The organism is Cytobacillus spartinae (assembly GCF_042865285.1).
In the GTDB taxonomy this organism is placed as follows: domain Bacteria; phylum Bacillota; class Bacilli; order Bacillales; family Cytobacillaceae; genus Robertmurraya_A; species Robertmurraya_A spartinae.
Genome location: NZ_JBIACK010000002.1, coordinates 159,600 through 178,901 on the forward strand (window position 1 = coordinate 159,600; position 19,302 = coordinate 178,901).

The following is a 19,302-nucleotide window of genomic DNA, read 5'->3' on the forward strand; positions in this document are numbered from 1 at the left end:
AACAACAGCCTAGAAAATGCTTACTTTAGTAAACTCTTTCAAGGAGACTATAATGAAGAAAAAGAAAGGAACAACAGGGACCTGTGAATTATGTTTGAGAGAAGGTGTTGAGATAACTGTACATCATCTTACTCCAAAGGAATTAGGAGGAACCTTTCTTCCTACTGCTAATTTATGCTTACCTTGTCATAAACAAATTCACGCATTATATACGAATGAAGAACTTGCAATAAGGATGAATACGATTGAGCGGCTTCGCGATGATGAAAAGATTAGAAGGTTCATTAAATGGGTTCAAAAACAGCCATCATCGAAGCTTACAAGAGTGACAAAATCGAATGAAAGAAGAAAAAAAAGGTGAAGCAACTCACCTTCTTTCAAAAAGCTTACAATTCGTTTTTGCTATATCTACCAGACTCCTAGTTATTGCCAATAGTAGGCTGATCAATTAAATTTGTATCAAGTACATTACTAGCACTTAACCCGTTGTTGGTAATGACAAATCCTCCTGTATTTGCAGCCCCAGCACCAGTAACTGATTTTGTATTGCTTTTTGGAGAAATAAAGAGAGTATCTCCAAATTGAATCGTTCCTCCTCCGACGTTAACAATCTGTACGGGTCCAACAATTGATGGCATGTAAAACATCCTTTTCTATACTTTTTTACATCACATTAGCCTCATTAAGATTATCTCTTCCGTTAGAATTAAGCAGCTGTCTAATATGCTTAATTCTTGTTTCCATATAAACATTTTTGCTGTTTCCAACGTGAATGATGGACGAAGATGAAACACCTATTACATTAATGTTATTCACTTTTATGATTGGGTTTTTATTCGTAGTCGCTATAGAGATTGGCTCATCTATCGGGAGTAAAGGAATTTCTCTATTAAAAACTGGATATTTGGACAAGTTCCCCTCGTTTCCAAAGAAAAGTTCCTTCTCCCTCTGTACAGCCAACGCACGGCTATATCCATTTATGATGGAAGAATCACCTAATTGAACAATAGAAGAAAATGCAAGGGTAGTTACATGCAAATGATTTACAGAAGATGTTCTTTGAAGCATGCTTAACCCACATCCGGAGTTAGTGGTACAAATGGTCCAATTATTAGGGATTCCGGTGGGGTGTCAAATGCAGAGGCCAATTGGATGGTTTCTGTATCTCCAATCATTAATATCGAAGAACTGGAAACACCCACCACCCTAATACTTCCGACATTAAGGTCTCGATTATAAACTTGAAAGTTCATTCCTGTTTCATTCCTTTCACATTATCAGGAATATTATTAATGAAAGCATGCACTCCATTATGAATTTCTGATTTAATTTGATTTAGAATTTTTTCGTTAATCTCCTCGTTACTTTCTCCCGAGCGATCATTCCTTGAGTATTCCCTTAAGTAATGCTCTATTCTCTTAGGTATTTGCTTTCTAATATCTTCCCCTATAAAAGTTAGGTAAGACTCATCAATGTTCTTATTCAACTTCGTCAACGTATCATTATAGATTTGTTGTAAATCGCTTTCTAAAAACTGGTATACGCTGTCTTCAAGTTCCATTACTCTATGCATATGCTCTTGAGGAGTATATGGCACCTTCATTCCTTGGTTTTGAACAGAGAAGTCCTCTACACCTTGGAGGTCAGAAGGATTTAACCCAATATTTAGCGTCCCTTCTAGAGTTTCAACTTTCAACTGATCGAATTTGTACTCAATTTTATCCACTCTAACAGGAGCTCTTTCCTTTATGGATACCATTTCGTTTGTTAGTGACTGTAACTTATTTTCTAAAGTTCGAATTCTTTTATCTTGTTCATTCACATATAGATGTAGCTTTCTTAAATAATCATAAAATTCGTGATTCATAGGATCACCTCGCTCTTTTCTCCGACTTCCTAACGAAGGCTCTGTTCGTAGACGTTGTTGCTATATTGATACTTCAATTGCCTTTATACGGATTATGATACTGTATTCTATATTTTAAAAAGCAGCATAAAATCCATGTTGGGGCAATACTCCGATAGCCACAATCTATGCGAAAACAGCCTCAATAAATTAAACAGGAGGAGTTAAAGGAACGGAAGGAGTTTCAATCGTATCAAGGTCTTCAATATTTTGAACTGCTTCAGGAGCAGGACCTGTAAAACCACCTGAGTTATATAAATAGGAAGAAGGTTTTATCATTCCGGCACTTCCAATTTGTAAAACTGATGAGTTTGTTATTCCATCCACTCTTAACATATTTATATTAATGGATTGTTGAATATAAAAATTCATTTAAACCACCCTTAAAATTAAACATTTAGGATATTGCCTTGGTCAATCATGTCTTGATCGAATGTATTCGTTGCACTTTGTCTGTTATAAACCTGTAAACCGTCACCTGTATTAAAAGAACCTGCTCCAGAAAACGTTTTTGCAGTAGAAATAGGCATGATTTTATATGTGTCACCAATATGAAAAACAGAACTACTACCTATTGATATTACTTGTGCGACTCCGACAATTGCTGGCATATATGACACCCTTTTCTTTAAGATTCTTTTATATCGTATGTGTAGGAAAAAGAGATGTGATTAAAAAGCCCAAATTTAAACGTAAGGGTAACTGTTCACAAAATCTTCACCTTTAATGTTATACAACAGACAAATTTCGATATTCATCTGTTCTATAAATGTGATAATATTAAGTATATTTAGAATATTAAAGTAATTAAAAGGGGGAAAGAAGATGAACGTACCTTTAGTTCTTACTCAATTTTTAGACCGAGCTGTGTCTTTATATGGAGCAAAAAAAGCCATCCACTGTGATGATAGAGTTTTTACATATCAAGAATTAAATAATAGAGTTAATAAATTGTCTCATGGATTGAGGTCGTTAGGAGTTCAAAAAGGGGATAGAGTTGCCTTCCTTGCACCTAATTCAGTTGAGATGCTTGAGGGTTTTTATGGAGTATTCCAATTAGGAGCAGTAATGGTGCCACTAAACATTCGTTTAAAGCCAGATGATTACTTATTTATATTAAATCACAGTGAAACAAAGGTTTTGTTTGTTGATCAAGAACTTTACCATTTAATCCTACCTATTAAGAATCAGCTTAAAACGGTTGAAAAAATTATTGTTCATTATATAGAGAGTGAAACGGATGAAGTAGGTTATGATCAATGGTTAGATAGCCAGGATGATCGACCATTTAATCGTGAGCCATTAGATGAGAATGATGTTTGTAGTTTGTTATACACGAGCGGGACAACAGGGAATCCAAAGGGAGTTATGCTAACTCATCGAAATAATTACATCCATGCATTGAGTACGATGCATCACTTGCGAGTAAGTGACGAGGATGTTTTATTACATGTACTACCAATGTTCCATGTGAACGGCTGGGGCTCTCCTTTTTACTACACAGCAAATGGCGCAACACAGGTATGCTTAAGAAAAGCAACGCCAGAAGCTATATTCGCAAATTTAGAGAAACATAAAGTAAGTGTCATGCATATGGCTCCTACTGTATTAAATTCCCTTTTACAATATTACGAGCAAAATGTACCTGAACTGGATCAAGATGTTAGGGTGATTATTGCTGGATCAGCACCTCCGCCAGCATTTGTCACTAGAGTAGAAAAAGAATTAGGGTGGGAATTTATCCAAGTATATGGGATGACGGAATCCTCGCCATTAAGTCTTGTTTCGACAGTTCGTTCTCATTTGAAGGATATACCGATGAAGGATCAGTATAGAATGAAAGCGAAAGCTGGTCACTCAATGATTGGCTGTGAAGTGAAGGTTGTTAACGACAATGGTGAAGAAGTAGAACATGATGGGATTGAAATTGGTGAGGTTGTCACTAGAAGCAACGGAGTTATGAAGGGGTATTGGAAAAATGAAGAAGCTACTATGGAAACCATCCGTAATGGTTGGCTCCATACCGGTGATATGGCCACTGTAGACGAATATGGAAATATTGATATTGTCGATCGAAAAAAAGATATTATTATAAGCGGTGGTGAAAATATATCGTCTATTGAGGTTGAAGGAGTTTTATACGATCATCCAGCAGTTCTAGAGGCTGCTGTTATAGCTGTCCCGCATGAAAAATGGGGCGAAACTCCACATGCCTATGTAGTAATAAGAAGCGGTGGAACCATAACAGAGAAGGAGCTAATTGCTTTTTCGAGGGAAAAACTAGCACATTTTAAAGCAATAACAGGAGTAACCTTCGTCGACGAACTTCCTAAGACCGCATCTGGGAAGATTCAAAAAGTCCATCTAAGAAATGAGTATTGGGAAGAGAAGGGGAAGTCAGGTAGATTTGTAAATTAATAGGATGTAAGGTTTAGTGGGTCGCTTCTTGGGAGCGACTTTTTCTATGAAGGGGGAGATTGGAATCATATTGGATTAGTACCCAAAACTTTATGAAAACTAGATATGAGGGAACTAAGAGACCGTCTAAGTGACAAGAATCTCCAAAAACGTAGAAGGATAGTAACTAAGAGACCCTGTTAAAACAAGAAGCGCTATACTTCTTTAAAAATGGTGACTAATCACCCCTATTAATGCACAGATTTAATGAAATCAACAAAAAAAGGTAACTAAGAATGCCAAAATTTATCTAGTCCCCTAACTTTTAGTGTGCTGATCCTCATTTTCATGTATAATGGAATTTACATTATTTTGGTAAAGGCTTTCGTGAATTTTGTTGCTATTTATATCTTTTTTAACTTGTAATGAAACGGCATGTGTGAATACAAAATACATAGCAATAATCTATGCGAAAACAGCCTGGTAAAAGGGGAAAAGAGATTTGATTCCAGAAATTAAGGCTTCACATAATAAGAGAATAATTTCGATTGATATCATGAGAGGATTCTCCATATTAGGGATTTTTCTCGTAAATATGCTCTCATTTCATTCACCCATACTTTATTATAATCCTCTCGATTGGTGGGAAGGACCATTAAATCAAGGGGTGTACCAGTTTATTGATGTTTTTGCTCAAGGGAGCTTCTACCCTCTGTTTTCCCTGTTGTTCGGCTATGGAATTGTGATCTTACGTGAAAATACTTTAAATAGAGGATTAAGTTTTACGGGTATAGGTGTAAGAAGGTTATCGCTCCTACTGCTTATAGGAGGATTACATGCTACTTTTATCTGGCATGGAGATATCCTCGTAAACTATGCCTTACTTGGATTTTTATTAATGCTTTTTTTGAGATTTTCTGGAAAAGCATTGATTATTACTGGCAGTTTACTTTATATCATTCCTAATATTCTTTTATCACTACTTTTCATTGTGACTGTATTATTTGTACCTGCAGGCGAAATTGATATGTATAACATATACGAGGCACAAGAGTCTGTCGAAGTTTACCAAGAAGGAACTTACCTTGAAATTACTGAAAGACGTTTGAAAGACTGGTATGCTGTTAATAACGTTGCTGGTATGTTTTTTATGTTGGTGACGATCTTTCCGCTATTTTTAATAGGAGCAGGTGCTGCTAAATTAAAGTGGCTTGAGCAGTATGATCGAAATAAAAGAAGGTTTTTGATTATGTTTATTGTAACTTTCAGTCTTGGATTGCTTATGAAACTGTCTCCATATGTCATTGATAAAAACTTTGCTTCCGAATTTATTCAAGATTCGATAGGTGGACCTTTATTAGCCATTGCTTTTGCAATGGGGATTGCACTACTCTCGGAGAATCCTCTATTTAAAAAGTCTTTATCAGTCCTAGCCCCAGTTGGGAAATTAAGCATGAGTAATTATTTGCTACAATCAATAGTATGTACACTGATTTTCTATTCGTATGGATTAGGATATTATGGTCAAATATCAGCATTTACTGGAACACTGTTAGCACTAGGAATTTTTACGCTTCAGATCGTTTTGAGCCATTTTTGGATTAAGTATTTTGCGTACGGCCCATTTGAATGGGCATGGAGAAGCTTTACCTATTGGAAAATCCAAAGGTGGAAAAAAAGTTAACGATATTCTGCACAGCTAGAAACCCCTTTCGTAGGGGTTCTTTTTGTTTTATACGATGTTTGACAAAGCTACCAATAAGAAAGTTTGGGAGTATTAATAGATTTGTTATCATGAAATTGTATATTATAATAGCTCTAAAAGAATGAATGATTAGGAGGAGTGGCTATATGAAGTTTGTTACTGCGCAAGATCACATAGGTACTTTTGTGGGTGTAATGCATCAAGACGATACTAAGGTTCTTCCACTAAAAAGAATGGAAAAAACGCTTAAAGGGACCAGTAGCTTACCTGATACGATGATAGATTGTATCAGTATGGGAGAAGCTTTCTATAATAAAGTAGTAGAGTTAACAAACTTATCGAAGAATGAAGAGTTCTACATACCGAACGATGATGTGAAACTTCTAGCACCTATTCTAAGACCTGCAAAGAATATCTTTTGTGTTGGGAAAAACTATGCCGAGCATGCCATTGAGATGGGAAGCGCGGATGACATTCCAGAGCATGTAATGGTCTTTACAAAGGCTCCAACAGCCGTCATTGGACCTAACGAACAAATTCTGAATCACGCAGAAGTAACAAATCAATTGGATTATGAAGGCGAATTAGCTGTTATTATAGGAAAAAGAGGGATAGGAATAAAGAGAGAGGAAGCCTTAGATTTTGTATTTGGCTACACCATAATAAATGACATTACGGCTAGAGATTTACAGTCAAAGCATAAACAGTTTTTCATTGGAAAAAGTTTAGATACAACATGTCCGATGGGACCGTGGATTGTGCACACATCTTCTATTAAAAACCCTAACCAATTAAACATTGAAACACGTGTGAACAAGGAGGTTCGTCAACAATCCAATACAGAGCATTTCATCTTTCCTATTGAAGAGGTAATAGAGGTTCTTTCAAAAGGGATGACACTAGAACCAGGAGATATCATTGCTACTGGTACTCCAGCTGGTGTTGGAAAAGGATTTAAACCACCTCGTTTTCTAAATGCAGGAGATCTTATTGAGATAGAGATTGAAAGTATTGGGACACTTTCAAATCAAATCTCTAAATAGTTCTGTATCCGATTACCTCAGTTAAGGGGAACATAAATGGGGTACCAGCCCGGAATTACAAGAATCTATTTGGATGCATGAATTAACACTTTTATAAAGGTGAATATCTTAATTTACTTTTATGTTTTTCTTTTAATATGTGGTATGATGTTATGGAATTTATGTTAGGGAGGATTTTTAAATAATGACGTATACGACACACGCCCACATTACAGCATGGGTTCTGACACTTGTATTATTTATCGTTGCATATGCTTTAACTAAGAGTGGAAGAGCAAAGGCAGCAAAAATTGTACACATGATTTTGAGACTGTTTTACTTACTAACATTAGCAACAGGTGGTGCCCTTGTTCATACATTATTCACGGTTAGCCCTGTAGAATATATTTTAAAATCGTTAGTAGGTCTTTGGGTACTTGGAGCAATGGAAATGGTTCTAGTACGTACGAAAAAGGATAAAAATACAAAAGGTGCTTGGATACAACTTGTGGTAGCCGTGATTATTGTTCTATATTTAGGATTGAAATTACCACTTGGTTTCCAAATATTTTAAGAAAAACAACAAATTGTCTACATCTTGTAAAAAAAGCTGCCTAAATAGCAGCTTTTTTTGTTTTATAATTCAAATGATAGGGGTAATTGTGGTATTTTAGAATATAAGGATATTATTTACATACATAACTTATAATGGTGGTTGCCATGGCCAAAACAATTTCTTGTATATATACAAATAAAAGCCAACTTAATAGTTTTATTGAATCTCATGAGTTATATGAATACCCAGACTTACTCATCCAAGTGTTTTCTGGAATGGGCGAAAAGGATACTTTAGTGAGGATTCAAAATGACATAGCTAGCTTATTACCCGAATCTACCATGATTGGTTGTACATCAGCGGGTGGAATTCAAGATGGACAATTGCTTGAACAAGATGTGGTAATTTCTTTTACTATCTTCGAACGTACTCAACTTTATTCTGCTCTGTTTGAGATGGATCAATATCAAGATAGTTATGCAATGGGGAAGAGTTTGGCAGCAAGATTGATTTCTTTTGATACAAAAGCTGTCATTGTTTTTCCTTCCGATCCTTCTATTAATGTTCCGCTATTGCTAAGAGGTTTACATGAGCAGAACAGTGAGGTTGTTATTGTTGGTGGAGTTGCAGGGGACAATGACCGCTTTAAAGAAGGCTTTGCATTTACAAACCAACAAATTACCAATAGAGGGGTAGTTGCTGTTGCGCTAAACAGCGAATTCTTGAAAGTTGAAACATTTACAAACTGCAAATGGCAAGAGATAGGGAAATCTTTTAAAGTAACAAAATCAAAGGATAACTTTATTTATTCTATAGATGGTAAAAAGCCCATTCAAATCTTAAAGCATTATTTAGGAGAAGATTTTGTAAAAGAGCTTCCTCAATCAGGAATTGAATTCCCTTTCATAATGGAAGACGATGGTGAATTAGTTTCTATATACATTACTAGAATATTGAGTAATGGCGCTGTACAGGTAAATCGTTCTATAAGCGTTGGTGAGAAACTTACTTTTGGCTATGCGAATGTAAAAGAAATGATCAGTGACTCTTTACACGAAATAAAAAGACTATCCAGGTCTAATGTAGAAACCATTTTTCTTTATAATTGTTTGGCAAGAAAACGTTTTATGAATGATTTTGCCAGTAAGGAAGTAAAATTCCTTAATGAAATAGCTCCAACAAGTGGATTCTTCTGCTACGGGGAAATTGCGTATGAAAAAGGACAATCTCCGAAATTGGTTGGACACTCTGTTGTCTATTTAAGTCTAACGGAAAATAACGAAAAAGTTCCTCCTAGGGAAGTTAACATATCTTATGAATTTCCTGAGGAAATGAATACAGTGGTCTCATTAACTCATTTAATTCAGGCTTCACAAAGTGATATTCGAACATTAAATGATCACTTATCAGTTTCAGAGCAATACTACCGTTCTCTATTTGATAATAATGATGATTTTGTCTATTCAACAGACTTAAAAGGACAGTTTACGTCCGTGAATCGTGCTTTTATTGAGACGTTTGGATACTCTGAAAATGAGATTCTCGGCAAATCAGCATTAAAATACATTAACAGTGACGATATTGCTAGAGTTCGTATGCATTATTATCGTGCATTAAAAGGTAGAGAGCAGTATTACAATATTGAGATTCCTACAAAAACAGGAGAAACGTTCCTTTTTCAAATTAAAAATATTCCTATCATTGTTAACGGCGAACGAGTGGGGATATATGGGGTCGGAAGGAATATTACTGAGCAAAAGAAAATAGAAGAAAAAATTATTCAGCTTGCTTACTATGACCAAGAGACAGGTTTACCAAACCGTCTGAAATTCGTAGAAAAGCTAGGTGAGATGGTCTCAAGAGCTAAGAAGAAAAAAAGAATGCTATCTGTCATGGTCGTGGACATTGACCGTTTTAAAATTGTTAACGACAGTCTCGGGCACGAAGCAGGTGATGCTATTCTTAAAGAGTTAAGTACTAGAATTAAAAGCATTCTACCTACCGGTTCCTATCTTGGGAGATTTAGTGGTGACAAATTTAATGTGGTACTAACTAAAAATATTGATATCGAAGAAGTAATGAAATGTGCAAAGCTACTGTTGCAAACTGTAGCTAAATCAATCTTTCATGCAAATCAAGAATTTTTTGTAACAGCTAGTATTGGGGTAAGTATGTTCCCGAATGATAGTTTAGACGAAGATACGTTGATTAGAAATGCTGATATCGCTATGAATCGATCTAAAAATTCTGGTGGTAACCGAATCACGTTCTTCTCAACTGAAATGAATGAGCAAGCGTTAATACGCCTCGAGCTTGAAAGTTATTTACGAAAAGCGCTTCAGAAAAATGAATTTCATTTATGCTATCAACCATTAATTGATTTATCAACTGGGAAAACATATGGAAGTGAAGCTCTTATACGCTGGAATCACCCTAAGTTGGGACTAGTGTCACCAGGAGAATTTATCCCGCTAGCAGAAGAAACAGGGTTAATTGAAGAGATTGGTAGTTGGGTCTTGAGAACAGCTTGCATTCAAAATAAAAAGTGGCAGATGATGGGTTCAAGAGATTTAACAATATCAGTCAATGTATCAGCACATCAATTTTCACAGCCTAGCTTTATTCAAGAAGTGACAAATGCATTGAGAGATTCAGGCTTGGAGCCCCAATATCTCACACTAGAGCTAACCGAAAGCACGATGTTACGTAATATTGATTATAGCATTTCCGTCATGAAGGCCTTGCAAAAATTAGGAGTAAGGGTGTCCATCGATGATTTCGGTACGGGATATTCTTCTTTAAGTTACTTAAGGAATTTGCCAATCAATACGTTGAAGATAGATCGTTCGTTTATAAATAATTTAAAAGTAGATACGACTGACATTGCTATTGTAAAAGCCATTATTACTATGGGGCATGGTCTTTCTGTAAAGGTTGTGGCTGAAGGGGTAGAGACGAAAGAACAAATAGAACTCCTAAAGCAATTAAATTGTCACTATGCTCAAGGATTTTATATCCATAAACCATTGATGATTAGTGATTTTGAAAATAACCTATTGCAAACGATATAGTCTAGCTAAATTAGTCTTTAATTTTGGTATGAATAGGAAATGAAAACATATGTTTAATTAAAGTAGTTCAGAGAATCTAGTTTTCTAGTTGATGGAGGTTTTGGAATGACAGGGGCTTGGGTACTAGTCATTTTAATTGCTGTTATGATTGTATTTGTAATAACTGTTCATGCCATTTCAAAGCATAGGGAACGTCCCATCCTAACACAGAAAGACGTAATGGAAGCTTTGAAAAATAGAGACGACGATGAACATTAATAGAAAATGGTAAAAAAGTCTGTCGTTTGAGACAGACTTTTTTATTTAGGTTGACTTCGATAAATTGTAGTTTTTCCGTTTAGTGAGTAAACTTAACTTTTCTTCTTGGATCCTTCTTGTCTCAAAGATAAGATGTCTTTAAAAGCAACAAAGAGTTTATGAAATAAGCCCTATTTCAATAAAAACATTGACCAATTTTACCCACTTTAGTAAGTTTATTTCAAATGGTTTTACACACTAAAGGACTAGACTTGATGTACATTTCAATAATTGATCTAATTTATTTTAAAAATTTGCTATATTTAGGTGGGAAATGATGCTTCCTTTTTATGTAAGACTTTTCTTGGTTTTCATTATTTGGCTCTTTATTATTTCTGGCCCTAAAGGGGACCCAGGCACTTCCATTTTATTCTATTGCTCTTTTTATATAGCCATCTATTTTTTAATGCCTATTATGAAAAGTAAGTTGTTAGGTAATCTCATATTAATTACAACACCTTTTTTATACGTGACCATGATTGATTCTTCCCTATTTTATTATTTACTATTAATAGTTCTGTTTTCGATATATGAATCAGCTTATTTTATTGAACCTAAGCTTTATAGATTTTTGGCTGCTGTCTTTGTTGGATTCTCTTTTATAACATACTTTATCGTAGGCAGTGACCAATTGAATATTATTAGTATTTCAATCTTTTACATTTTGATTTTGACCATTAGCTTACTATTTTTAAATTCTTACTTCTTCCTAGTTAAAGAAAAATCGGACTTATATGAGCAAGTATTAGAGGAGTATAGAAACGTTAAGCGGCAATCATTGAAGAACGAGAAAGTAGTAAGAACGGAAGAAAGAACTAGAATTGCACGAGAAATGCATGATTCTGTTGGGCATAAGTTGACCGCTTTAAGTATTCATTTAGAAATGCTTCTTATAGAAAAGAAGAATGAAACGTTTCAAAATATGAAAGAAACAGTTGATGAATGCTTAGAAGAAACACGAAGAGCCGTCAGAGCTTTAAAGTCTGAAGATATTGAAGGGATTGCGTCTGTTATCCAGCTTATACGAAAGTTAGAATCTGAAAGTCATATGAGGGTGAACTTCACTACGAAACAAGGAGTACTAGGAGCAAACTTATCTAATCAAAATAGTGTTGTTTTATATCGAGTACTTCAAGAGTCGCTAACGAATGCTATGAAATATGGACATTCCCGGGAGGTCATTGTTACGCTAGGAATTTCAGCAATAGGAGAATTGCTTTTTACAGTAAAGAACGCTTATCACCATTCCTCACAACAAATTCATGAAGGTTTTGGTTTAAAGAATATGAGACTCAGAGTTAAGGAGGTTGGCGGAAGACTAGAAATCTATCAAAGTGATGACTCTTTTGTTATTGAGGGATATATCCCACTTGAGGAGGGGAAAAAGAGTGATTAGAATTCTGTTGGTTGAGGACCAAAGTATTATAAGGCAAGGATTAAAAATGATTATAGAACAAGATCCAGAATTTAAAATTGTCGGGGAAGCGGAAAATGGTTTACTCGCTGTTCAATTCTTGGAGACGAATGCAGTGGACATCGTTCTAATGGATATCCGAATGCCTGTTATGAATGGAATTGAAACATCACATAAGATAAAAGAAAGATGGCCCCAAACAAAAATCCTTATTCTCACAACCTTTAATGATGAGGAATATGCTTTACAATCTTTACGAGAAGGCGTTAATGGCTTTTTGTTAAAGACGTCGGATGGCCGAAAACTGATTAGTTCAATTCGGAGTTGCTTGGATGGGGGAATGGCTATTCATGAACAAGTTGCTGCGAAAGTAATGCCGAGGCTATTAGAGAAAACACAAAATGAAAAAATCACTGTTGACCTTACCCCTAGAGAGATAGCTATAACAAAGTTAATTGGAGCTGGGAAAACCAATAAAGAGATAGCTAATGAATTATTTCTTTCCGTTGGGACGGTTAAAAACCATATTACACAAATTTTACATAAGCTAGACTTAAGGGACCGCACACAACTAGCCATCTATGCAGTTAAAAATGATATTCTCTAAGCGGAGGTTATGTCACTTGGCATAACCTCTTCTTTTTGCAAAATTTCTAAAATGACCGAGGTCATATTTAGAAATGACTCTAGATAGTTCCAGCTCAATCAGTAAACGGATATAGTGAGATTAATAGGAGGGGTCATTATGTTGGAAGTTGTTGAATTAACAAAAACCTTTAAAAATAAGAAAGCTGTTGACGGAATAAACCTTTATTTAGAAAGAGGAGAGACAGTTGGTTTGTTAGGTCCCAATGGTGCAGGGAAATCCACAGCCATTTCTATCATTTCCTCACTTATTAAACCAACTAGTGGTGACGTTCGAGTACAAAATAAAAGTATCTTAAAGTCACCTGAGACGATTCGGAATATTCTCGGGATTGTTCCACAAGAGATTGCCTTATATCTGGAATTAACTGCAAGAGAAAACTTAGAGTTTTTTGGTAGAATCCATAGAATTCAAAAAAAGGATTTGAAGAAAAAGGTAGATGAAGTGTTAGAACTGATTGGTTTAGAAGACAGGCAAAAGGACCTTGTTAAAACCTTTTCAGGTGGGATGAAGAGAAGGTTGAATATAGGAGTGGCACTCCTACATGAACCAGAGCTAATTATTATGGATGAACCGACAGTAGGAATTGATCCACAATCAAGAAATTATATTCTTGAAACGGTTAAAAGATTGAATACGGAAAAAAATATGACAGTCTTATACACTAGCCACTATATGGAAGAAGTAGAGTATCTCTGTAATCGCATCTACATTATGGATCATGGTGAAATAATCGCTTCAGGAACAAAGGATGAAATAAAAAGCATTTTGTCCTCAGAGCAATCCATTTCCATTAAAGTCGATATGTTAAAAGGTGAATTTATTGAGGCATTAGAGGCAGTTCCTAATGTAAAAAGAGTTTCTGTGCATGATCCTGCTATCACCGTAATCGTTCCTAAACAAGTCTACATTTTAAAGGATATTTTTAAAATTGCGGAAGATACAAATACCCAAATAACCGCAACAAATATTGAAACTCCGTCTATTGAAGATGTGTTTTTGCATCTAACGGGGAGACAATTAAGAAACTAGCGGAGGGATTATATGTTATTTCAAATAATAAAAAAAGACTTGCTTATGTTTTGGAGACGACCCCGAGAGTTAATTATATTGCTACTAATGCCCTTTGTCTTAATTTCCATCTTAGGAACTGCATTGGGTGCCATTAATAATGGTGATGTTCCGGAGCTTAATATTAAGGTGGCAATCGTTGGTGATGATGAAGTACTAGAGGGTGAACTTAAAGAAGTTGAGAATCTAGGATTAAGTAGCGATATTAAGTCTATAATCGAAAATCGAAATCCTATTAAAATCCTAATTGAAGATGTACTAGGGAGCGAGGAACTCAAAGAAAGTGTAGATGTAGACATATACCATCATGACTTGACACATGAGGAAGAACTCAAATACACAGGAGTAATTGAGATTCCTGCAGACTTTAATACAAAATACTACAGTAGTTTACTATTGCAAGAAGGGTCTACACCACAAATAAATCTTTATCTAAACGAGTCTACCTCTTTTGAAGGAGAAATACTCAAGGAAATAATCACTAGCTTTCAAGAGGAATTGTCGTGGTGGACTACTCTAGGCGCCTTAGGAATGAACATAGAGGAGATTGAGAACAAGGCCTCTAGTAATCTTGGGGAAGTTAAGACAGTGTCTGAGCGAAAGACCATCGATTCTGTAACATACTATGCAATTGGAATGAGCGTCATGTTTATCTTTTATGTAGCGTCAACTGCCTCTACCTTTGCCTATGAGCAGAAACATAATTATACCTTCGGACGGCTTCTTATCGCAAATGTACCAGGGTCTGTATTTTTTACTGGTATTTTTACATCAACGGTATTAGTTGCCTTTATTCAGATGAGCATTCTATTTGGACTGTCAGCTCTCATTCATGATGTTAGATGGCCGAGTGTAATAGATTTTATTGTTATAACCCTTCTACTTTCTATGATGATTGGAAGTTTTGCTGTACTTTTATCAGCCCTAAGTTACCGAATCAATTCTGATTCTGTGTCTAGCCAATTCTCTAATTTTCTTATACCAATTTTAGCTTTTATGGGAGGAAGCTATTTTCCAATTAGTAGACTTGGGAGTTTCTTTGAAGTTCTTTCTACCTATTCACCCGCTGGTGCTGGTATTTCTGCCTATTTCAAAATTATGCAGGGTTACTCCTTGTCAGATGTCACTGGGCAAATCATGGTACTGGTTGTCGTTTCGGTTTTGCTACTAATAGTCGCTACTAAGATCCAACCAAAAAGAGGTGAGATGATATGACAGGAGTTCTATGGGGGAAAATGCGATTATTAATTCGAAAGCCGTTGCCTCTACTTATCACTACTATTATATGTATTGCATTTGCCTATTTAACAGGGTTATCTACTTCGTCAAAAATTGAAGTCCCAGTGCACAGCTCACTACCTACTGAAACATTAAATGATATCGTCCTTAAACTAAATGAGTCAGACACCTATGAGTTCGTTCTTTATAATGAGGATGAAGTTAAGAATAAAGTTGCTGAAGGAAAAGCAGAGGCTGGGGTTTTGCTCGAAGAAGGGTCTTATACGCTTTATCAAGCGGGTGAAACACAAAACTTTCGATTGATTAATCAATATGTTTATCAGTTTTATAGAAAAATGCTGCAAGAAGAGGTTATGAAGGTAGTAACAAATAAAGAAGAGACAGAGAAAGTCCTTCTAAGTCTAAAAGAAAATCCTGCCTTTACTCTCTCTTTGAATTCATATAAAAATGAAACGGATTGGGTATATGACCAAAGTCTTCAGGCATTGTTTGGATTTGCATTATTCTTTTCGATTTTTACCATTGGGTATAATGTTGTTGAAATTTTAAGGGAGAAACAAATGGGGATATGGGATCGTCTTATATTGTCTCCGACAACGAAGACCAAAATGTACTTAGGGAATCTTTTGTATAGTTTCTTTACTGGATATTTTCAGATTGCACTTATATTCATCGTCTTTAGATTTGGTACAGGGGTAAATTTTTATGGAGGATTTATTAAAACCCTAATTCTTATTATTCCGTTTGTCTTCTCGATAGTCGCTTTATCTATTTTGCTAACAAGCTTGGTTAAAACCATGGGCCAATTTAATGCCTTAATCCCATTAATTAGTGTGAGCTTCGCGATGATAGGAGGAGCTTACTGGCCAATTGAGATCGTAACCTCTGAACCATTGTTGATCATATCAAAGTTTGTACCCATAACCTATGGTATGGAACTATTAAAGGGTGTAACTGTTTCTGGCTTATCCATTACCGATTTGTTATATCCTGTTTCCATTCTACTTCTGATGGGAGTGGTCATGATGGGAATTGGAATACGATTAATGGAGAGAAGGCATATATAAGTTCATAACATAAAAAGCGCCATCATGGCGCTTTTTGTAGTTGGGTTTCATATTTATGACGAAAGCTTTTCAATAATTGTTCTTTTTCCATCATTTAAAGTAAATTCAAATCGGTCACTTACATTCTCATAGTAACAAAAGTGATGTTGAACGCTGCATATATCTTCTTGATTATCAAATATCATGAAATTAACACCTTGTTTGCGCTCACTTTCTCTTAATAAATTCAAGTGATTGTAGCAATATATACAATCGTAAATAGAGAATTTTAATGAGTTGAGGTGTGTAATGAATTGGTAAAAAGCATCATCTGAGATTTCCTCTAACATTCTTTCTAATGAGTAGATCAAGTGTTTCCGAATTCTTACTGAATCTTGATTCTTAAGGAAAATCACTTCATCTGCAAAGCCAATTTTACCATCTTCAAATAAGATTCCTTTTTTCCAACGATTATAGTGAAAAACTTCTATTTCTTGATGGAGGAATTCGTCTAATAATGATGCTTCTTCCGTTTCGTCATCGAAGAAAACCCATTGGTTATTAATGCATTCAACGGAGCCCTCCGTAAATGCTCGGGTTTGAAATTCAAATAGTTTCAATCGTTGCTGTCTATTCATCGTTAACCTCCGTAATTCATTCCTCAACATCCTTTGTAGACATAAACGATTCTTTTTAAACTCTTGTGCCTAAAATTAGGACAATTAACCATTTTATTAGCCCAGCATAGGATGTATATATATTTCATGTTAGGCTCTTCACGTAAACGCGTTAAATAAGCTTAAACGGTATCGTGCCTAACCTCATGTGCTGACTATTCGTTCAATCACTGTGTAATTAACATACGGTATTCTCTAGAAAGAACATTAAATTTTTCGCAGACTACGCAAAAATTTTACACACTTCCCGCTTAGAAAGGATGATGACAATGTGTGGAATAACAGGCTGGGTTGATTTTCAAAGAAATATAAAAGCAGAAGAAGATACAATTGTGAAAATGGTTGAAACTTTAACAAAGCGTGGTCCAGATGATACGAATATATGGACTGATACGCACGTTGGGTTCGGTCACAAAAGGCTTATTGTCGTTGACCCAGAAGGCGGAAAACAACCAATGGCAAAAACGAAAAATGACCAACAGTACATGATCTGTTATAATGGCGAACTTTATAATACAGAAGATATCCGAAAAGAACTTCTAATAAAAGGGTATTCTTTTAAGGGTCATTCTGATACAGAAGTACTGTTAACTGCCTATATAGAGTGGGGAGAAAAATGTGTTGATTATTTAAATGGGATTTTTGCTTTTGCTGTATGGGATCAGAATAAAAATCAGTTATTTATAGGAAGAGATCGTCTAGGTGTAAAACCACTATTTTATGCTGAAGTAGGTAAGGGAATATTATTTGGCTCGGAATTAAAAGCAATTCTTGCCCACCCAGATATGAAAGCTGAAATTGATCGGGAAGGGTTAGCGGAAGTATTCGGATTAGGTCCATCGAGATCTCCTGGTACAGGTGTATTTAAAGGAATCAAAGAGCTTCGTCCTGCTCATGCTCTAAGACTTTCTACAAATGGTTTGAAGGTGTGGAGGTATTGGGACGTAGAAAGTAAGAGACATGAAGACTCCTTAGATGAGACCGTTGCAAACGTACGATATCTTTTTACCGATGCAGTTAAAAGACAATTGGTATCAGACGTTCCTCTTTGCACATTCCTGTCCGGAGGTGTAGATTCTAGTGCAATTACTGCCATTGCCGCTAAACAATATGAGCAAGAGGGGAAAGGGCAGCTTCATACGTATTCCATTGATTATGAGGGAAATGATAAATTTTTCGAAAAAAATGAATTCCAGCCAAATTCGGATGGGGCTTTTATTAAAAAGATGACGGAAACGTTTAATACTGTCCACCACAGCTCGATTATTACTCAGGAACAGCTTGCTGAACATCTTATTGAAGCCGTTCATGTTCGAGATCTACCGGGAATGGCAGATGTAGATTCATCGTTACTATGGTTCTGTAGAGAAATAAAGAAGGACTTTGTAGTAAGTCTTTCAGGCGAGTGTGCAGATGAGATTTTTGGTGGATATCCTTGGTTTCATAGAACGGATGACTTAAATCGTAAGGGATTCCCTTGGATGAGGTCTATTCATGAAAGGCAAAGCTTATTAAAAGAAAATTGGCGTAACAAATTAAAGTTAGAAGAATATATGCTGCAGAAGTATAATGAAACCATCTCTGAAACTCCTAAGCTAGAAGGGGAAAGTGTAGAGGAAGCAAAAAGAAGAGAACTGTTTTATTTAAATATGCACTGGTTTATGACGACTTTACTTGACCGAAAAGACCGGATGAGTATGGGTGCTAGCCTTGAAGTCAGGGTTCCATTTGCAGATCATCGATTAGTTGAGTATGTATGGAATATTCCATGGGAGATGAAAATGTACGGAAACAAGGAAAAGGGAATCTTAAGAAAAGCGTTAGAAGGAATATTGCCAAATGAAGTTCTTTACCGTAAAAAGAGCCCTTATCCTAAAACCCATAACCCTGCCTATACAAAAGAAGTTCAAAGTTTATTAGGAGAATTGTTAAGTGACAAAGGCTCTGTTTTATATGAATTCTTTGACAAGGACAAATTAAACCAAATTGTAGAGTCAAAGGGAGAGGCCTTTAAAGAGCCATGGTTCGGTCAATTAATGACAGGTCCACAGCTACTAGCTCACTTAGCGCAAATTCACATATGGTTTAATGATTACAACATCAATATTGTAGAATAAGTTCTTACTTTTTCTTAGTCTATACGTTCAGTATAGGCTTTTTTTTGTGCCTCTGATGTTAAGTGTACTCAAAAGTGAGGATAATAAGCATTTAAAATATAAAAGCATAAAGTAAACTTTTTTAAAAAAAACGTTTAA

The 19,302-nt window shown here is 35.6% G+C and carries 20 protein-coding genes; 13 read left to right on the plus strand and 7 right to left on the minus strand.

Going from position 1 to position 19,302, the window contains the following annotated elements; translation table 11 throughout:
* The first annotated feature begins 52 nt into the window (after positions 1–52).
* Entirely contained in the window at positions 53–361 is a 309-nt protein-coding gene (locus tag ACFYKX_RS06755) for an HNH endonuclease (RefSeq protein WP_389359351.1), read from the plus strand.
* A gap of 58 nt (positions 362–419) precedes the next feature.
* On the opposite strand, the gene ACFYKX_RS06760 is transcribed toward ACFYKX_RS06755, so the two are convergent.
* From ACFYKX_RS06760 to ACFYKX_RS06785, 6 genes are all read right to left on the minus strand, one after another.
* Positions 420–638: a spore germination protein gene (locus ACFYKX_RS06760; RefSeq protein ID WP_389359353.1), complete on the minus strand. Its 219-nt coding sequence runs from the start codon at positions 636–638 to the stop codon at positions 420–422.
* Between the two features lie 25 nt (positions 639–663).
* On the minus strand, positions 664–1,068 hold the full coding sequence (locus ACFYKX_RS06765) for a spore germination protein GerPE (protein ID WP_389359355.1): 405 nt from the start codon (positions 1,066–1,068) through the stop codon (positions 664–666).
* A 2-nt stretch (positions 1,069–1,070) separates the two neighbouring features.
* Positions 1,071–1,253 carry a spore gernimation protein GerPD gene (locus ACFYKX_RS06770; RefSeq protein ID WP_389359357.1) on the minus strand — a complete coding sequence of 61 codons (183 nt, stop codon included), beginning with the start codon at positions 1,251–1,253 and terminating at the stop codon, positions 1,071–1,073.
* The gene (gene gerPC / locus ACFYKX_RS06775; RefSeq protein WP_389359359.1) at positions 1,250–1,867 is read right to left on the minus strand and encodes a spore germination protein GerPC; all 618 of its coding nucleotides are present in this window, start codon (positions 1,865–1,867) and stop codon (positions 1,250–1,252) included. Before gerPC ends, ACFYKX_RS06770 begins: the two co-directional genes overlap by 4 nt.
* A gap of 189 nt (positions 1,868–2,056) precedes the next feature.
* Positions 2,057–2,278, minus strand: a complete 222-nt coding sequence (locus tag ACFYKX_RS06780) for a spore germination protein GerPB (RefSeq protein ID WP_389359361.1) — start codon at positions 2,276–2,278, stop codon at positions 2,057–2,059.
* Positions 2,279–2,295: 17 nt separating this feature from the next.
* On the minus strand, positions 2,296–2,517 hold the full coding sequence (locus ACFYKX_RS06785) for a spore germination protein (protein WP_389359363.1): 222 nt from the start codon (positions 2,515–2,517) through the stop codon (positions 2,296–2,298).
* Between the two features lie 214 nt (positions 2,518–2,731).
* On the opposite strand from ACFYKX_RS06785, the gene ACFYKX_RS06790 reads away from it, so the two are divergent.
* From ACFYKX_RS06790 to ACFYKX_RS06840, 11 genes are all read left to right on the plus strand, one after another.
* Positions 2,732–4,324, plus strand: a complete 1,593-nt coding sequence (locus ACFYKX_RS06790) for a long-chain-fatty-acid--CoA ligase (RefSeq protein WP_389359365.1) — start codon at positions 2,732–2,734, stop codon at positions 4,322–4,324.
* Between the two features lie 481 nt (positions 4,325–4,805).
* Positions 4,806–5,987 carry a DUF418 domain-containing protein gene (locus ACFYKX_RS06795; RefSeq protein WP_389359367.1) on the plus strand — a complete coding sequence of 394 codons (1,182 nt, stop codon included), beginning with the start codon at positions 4,806–4,808 and terminating at the stop codon, positions 5,985–5,987.
* Between the two features lie 167 nt (positions 5,988–6,154).
* Complete coding sequence (locus tag ACFYKX_RS06800; RefSeq protein ID WP_389359369.1) at positions 6,155–7,051, plus strand: fumarylacetoacetate hydrolase family protein; 897 nt, start codon at positions 6,155–6,157, stop codon at positions 7,049–7,051.
* A gap of 184 nt (positions 7,052–7,235) precedes the next feature.
* Positions 7,236–7,604, plus strand: coding sequence for a YisL family protein (locus ACFYKX_RS06805; protein ID WP_389359371.1), 369 nt, complete (start codon positions 7,236–7,238; stop codon positions 7,602–7,604).
* A gap of 146 nt (positions 7,605–7,750) precedes the next feature.
* Positions 7,751–10,657 (plus strand): bifunctional diguanylate cyclase/phosphodiesterase, encoded by a 2,907-nt coding sequence (locus tag ACFYKX_RS06810; protein WP_389359373.1) that lies wholly within the window; start codon positions 7,751–7,753, stop codon positions 10,655–10,657.
* 105 nt (positions 10,658–10,762) lie between these two features.
* On the plus strand, positions 10,763–10,915 hold the full coding sequence (locus tag ACFYKX_RS06815) for a hypothetical protein (protein ID WP_389359375.1): 153 nt from the start codon (positions 10,763–10,765) through the stop codon (positions 10,913–10,915).
* 313 nt (positions 10,916–11,228) lie between these two features.
* Entirely contained in the window at positions 11,229–12,350 is a 1,122-nt protein-coding gene (locus ACFYKX_RS06820) for a sensor histidine kinase (RefSeq protein WP_389359377.1), read from the plus strand.
* Entirely contained in the window at positions 12,343–12,975 is a 633-nt protein-coding gene (locus tag ACFYKX_RS06825) for a response regulator (RefSeq protein ID WP_389359379.1), read from the plus strand. The genes ACFYKX_RS06820 and ACFYKX_RS06825 overlap by 8 nt, the downstream gene beginning before the upstream one ends.
* A gap of 138 nt (positions 12,976–13,113) precedes the next feature.
* Positions 13,114–14,046, plus strand: coding sequence for an ABC transporter ATP-binding protein (locus tag ACFYKX_RS06830; RefSeq protein WP_389359381.1), 933 nt, complete (start codon positions 13,114–13,116; stop codon positions 14,044–14,046).
* A gap of 12 nt (positions 14,047–14,058) precedes the next feature.
* Positions 14,059–15,300, plus strand: coding sequence for an ABC transporter permease (locus ACFYKX_RS06835; protein WP_389359383.1), 1,242 nt, complete (start codon positions 14,059–14,061; stop codon positions 15,298–15,300).
* Entirely contained in the window at positions 15,297–16,391 is a 1,095-nt protein-coding gene (locus ACFYKX_RS06840; RefSeq protein ID WP_389359385.1) for an ABC transporter permease, read from the plus strand. The genes ACFYKX_RS06835 and ACFYKX_RS06840 overlap by 4 nt, the downstream gene beginning before the upstream one ends.
* A 53-nt stretch (positions 16,392–16,444) precedes the next feature.
* On the opposite strand, the gene ACFYKX_RS06845 is transcribed toward ACFYKX_RS06840, so the two are convergent.
* A complete protein-coding gene (locus tag ACFYKX_RS06845) occupies positions 16,445–17,008 on the minus strand; it encodes a DUF2777 domain-containing protein (RefSeq protein ID WP_389359387.1) in 564 nt (187 codons plus the stop codon).
* A 308-nt stretch (positions 17,009–17,316) separates the two neighbouring features.
* On the opposite strand from ACFYKX_RS06845, the gene asnB reads away from it, so the two are divergent.
* Positions 17,317–19,164 (plus strand): asparagine synthase (glutamine-hydrolyzing), encoded by a 1,848-nt coding sequence (gene asnB, locus ACFYKX_RS06850; RefSeq protein WP_389359389.1) that lies wholly within the window; start codon positions 17,317–17,319, stop codon positions 19,162–19,164.
* Positions 19,165–19,302 lie beyond the last annotated feature (138 nt).

What these genes read in the sequence shown, in the direction of transcription:
- asnB (WP_389359389.1), top strand. Translation starts at nt 17,317, where the DNA reads ATGTGTGGAATAACAGGCTGGGTTGATTTTCAAAGAAATATAAAAGCA.
- ACFYKX_RS06815 (WP_389359375.1), top strand. Translation starts at nt 10,763, where the DNA reads ATGACAGGGGCTTGGGTACTAGTCATTTTAATTGCTGTTATGATTGTA.
- ACFYKX_RS06805 (WP_389359371.1), top strand. Translation starts at nt 7,236, where the DNA reads ATGACGTATACGACACACGCCCACATTACAGCATGGGTTCTGACACTT.
- ACFYKX_RS06845 (WP_389359387.1), bottom strand. Translation starts at nt 17,008, where the DNA reads ATGAATAGACAGCAACGATTGAAACTATTTGAATTTCAAACCCGAGCA.
- ACFYKX_RS06835 (WP_389359383.1), top strand. Translation starts at nt 14,059, where the DNA reads ATGTTATTTCAAATAATAAAAAAAGACTTGCTTATGTTTTGGAGACGA.
- ACFYKX_RS06760 (WP_389359353.1), bottom strand. Translation starts at nt 638, where the DNA reads ATGCCATCAATTGTTGGACCCGTACAGATTGTTAACGTCGGAGGAGGA.
- ACFYKX_RS06780 (WP_389359361.1), bottom strand. Translation starts at nt 2,278, where the DNA reads ATGAATTTTTATATTCAACAATCCATTAATATAAATATGTTAAGAGTG.
- ACFYKX_RS06810 (WP_389359373.1), top strand. Translation starts at nt 7,751, where the DNA reads ATGGCCAAAACAATTTCTTGTATATATACAAATAAAAGCCAACTTAAT.
- ACFYKX_RS06765 (WP_389359355.1), bottom strand. Translation starts at nt 1,068, where the DNA reads ATGCTTCAAAGAACATCTTCTGTAAATCATTTGCATGTAACTACCCTT.
- ACFYKX_RS06800 (WP_389359369.1), top strand. Translation starts at nt 6,155, where the DNA reads ATGAAGTTTGTTACTGCGCAAGATCACATAGGTACTTTTGTGGGTGTA.
- gerPC (WP_389359359.1), bottom strand. Translation starts at nt 1,867, where the DNA reads ATGAATCACGAATTTTATGATTATTTAAGAAAGCTACATCTATATGTG.
- ACFYKX_RS06785 (WP_389359363.1), bottom strand. Translation starts at nt 2,517, where the DNA reads ATGCCAGCAATTGTCGGAGTCGCACAAGTAATATCAATAGGTAGTAGT.
- ACFYKX_RS06790 (WP_389359365.1), top strand. Translation starts at nt 2,732, where the DNA reads ATGAACGTACCTTTAGTTCTTACTCAATTTTTAGACCGAGCTGTGTCT.
- ACFYKX_RS06770 (WP_389359357.1), bottom strand. Translation starts at nt 1,253, where the DNA reads ATGAACTTTCAAGTTTATAATCGAGACCTTAATGTCGGAAGTATTAGG.
- ACFYKX_RS06840 (WP_389359385.1), top strand. Translation starts at nt 15,297, where the DNA reads ATGACAGGAGTTCTATGGGGGAAAATGCGATTATTAATTCGAAAGCCG.
- ACFYKX_RS06830 (WP_389359381.1), top strand. Translation starts at nt 13,114, where the DNA reads ATGTTGGAAGTTGTTGAATTAACAAAAACCTTTAAAAATAAGAAAGCT.
- ACFYKX_RS06755 (WP_389359351.1), top strand. Translation starts at nt 53, where the DNA reads ATGAAGAAAAAGAAAGGAACAACAGGGACCTGTGAATTATGTTTGAGA.
- ACFYKX_RS06820 (WP_389359377.1), top strand. Translation starts at nt 11,229, where the DNA reads ATGATGCTTCCTTTTTATGTAAGACTTTTCTTGGTTTTCATTATTTGG.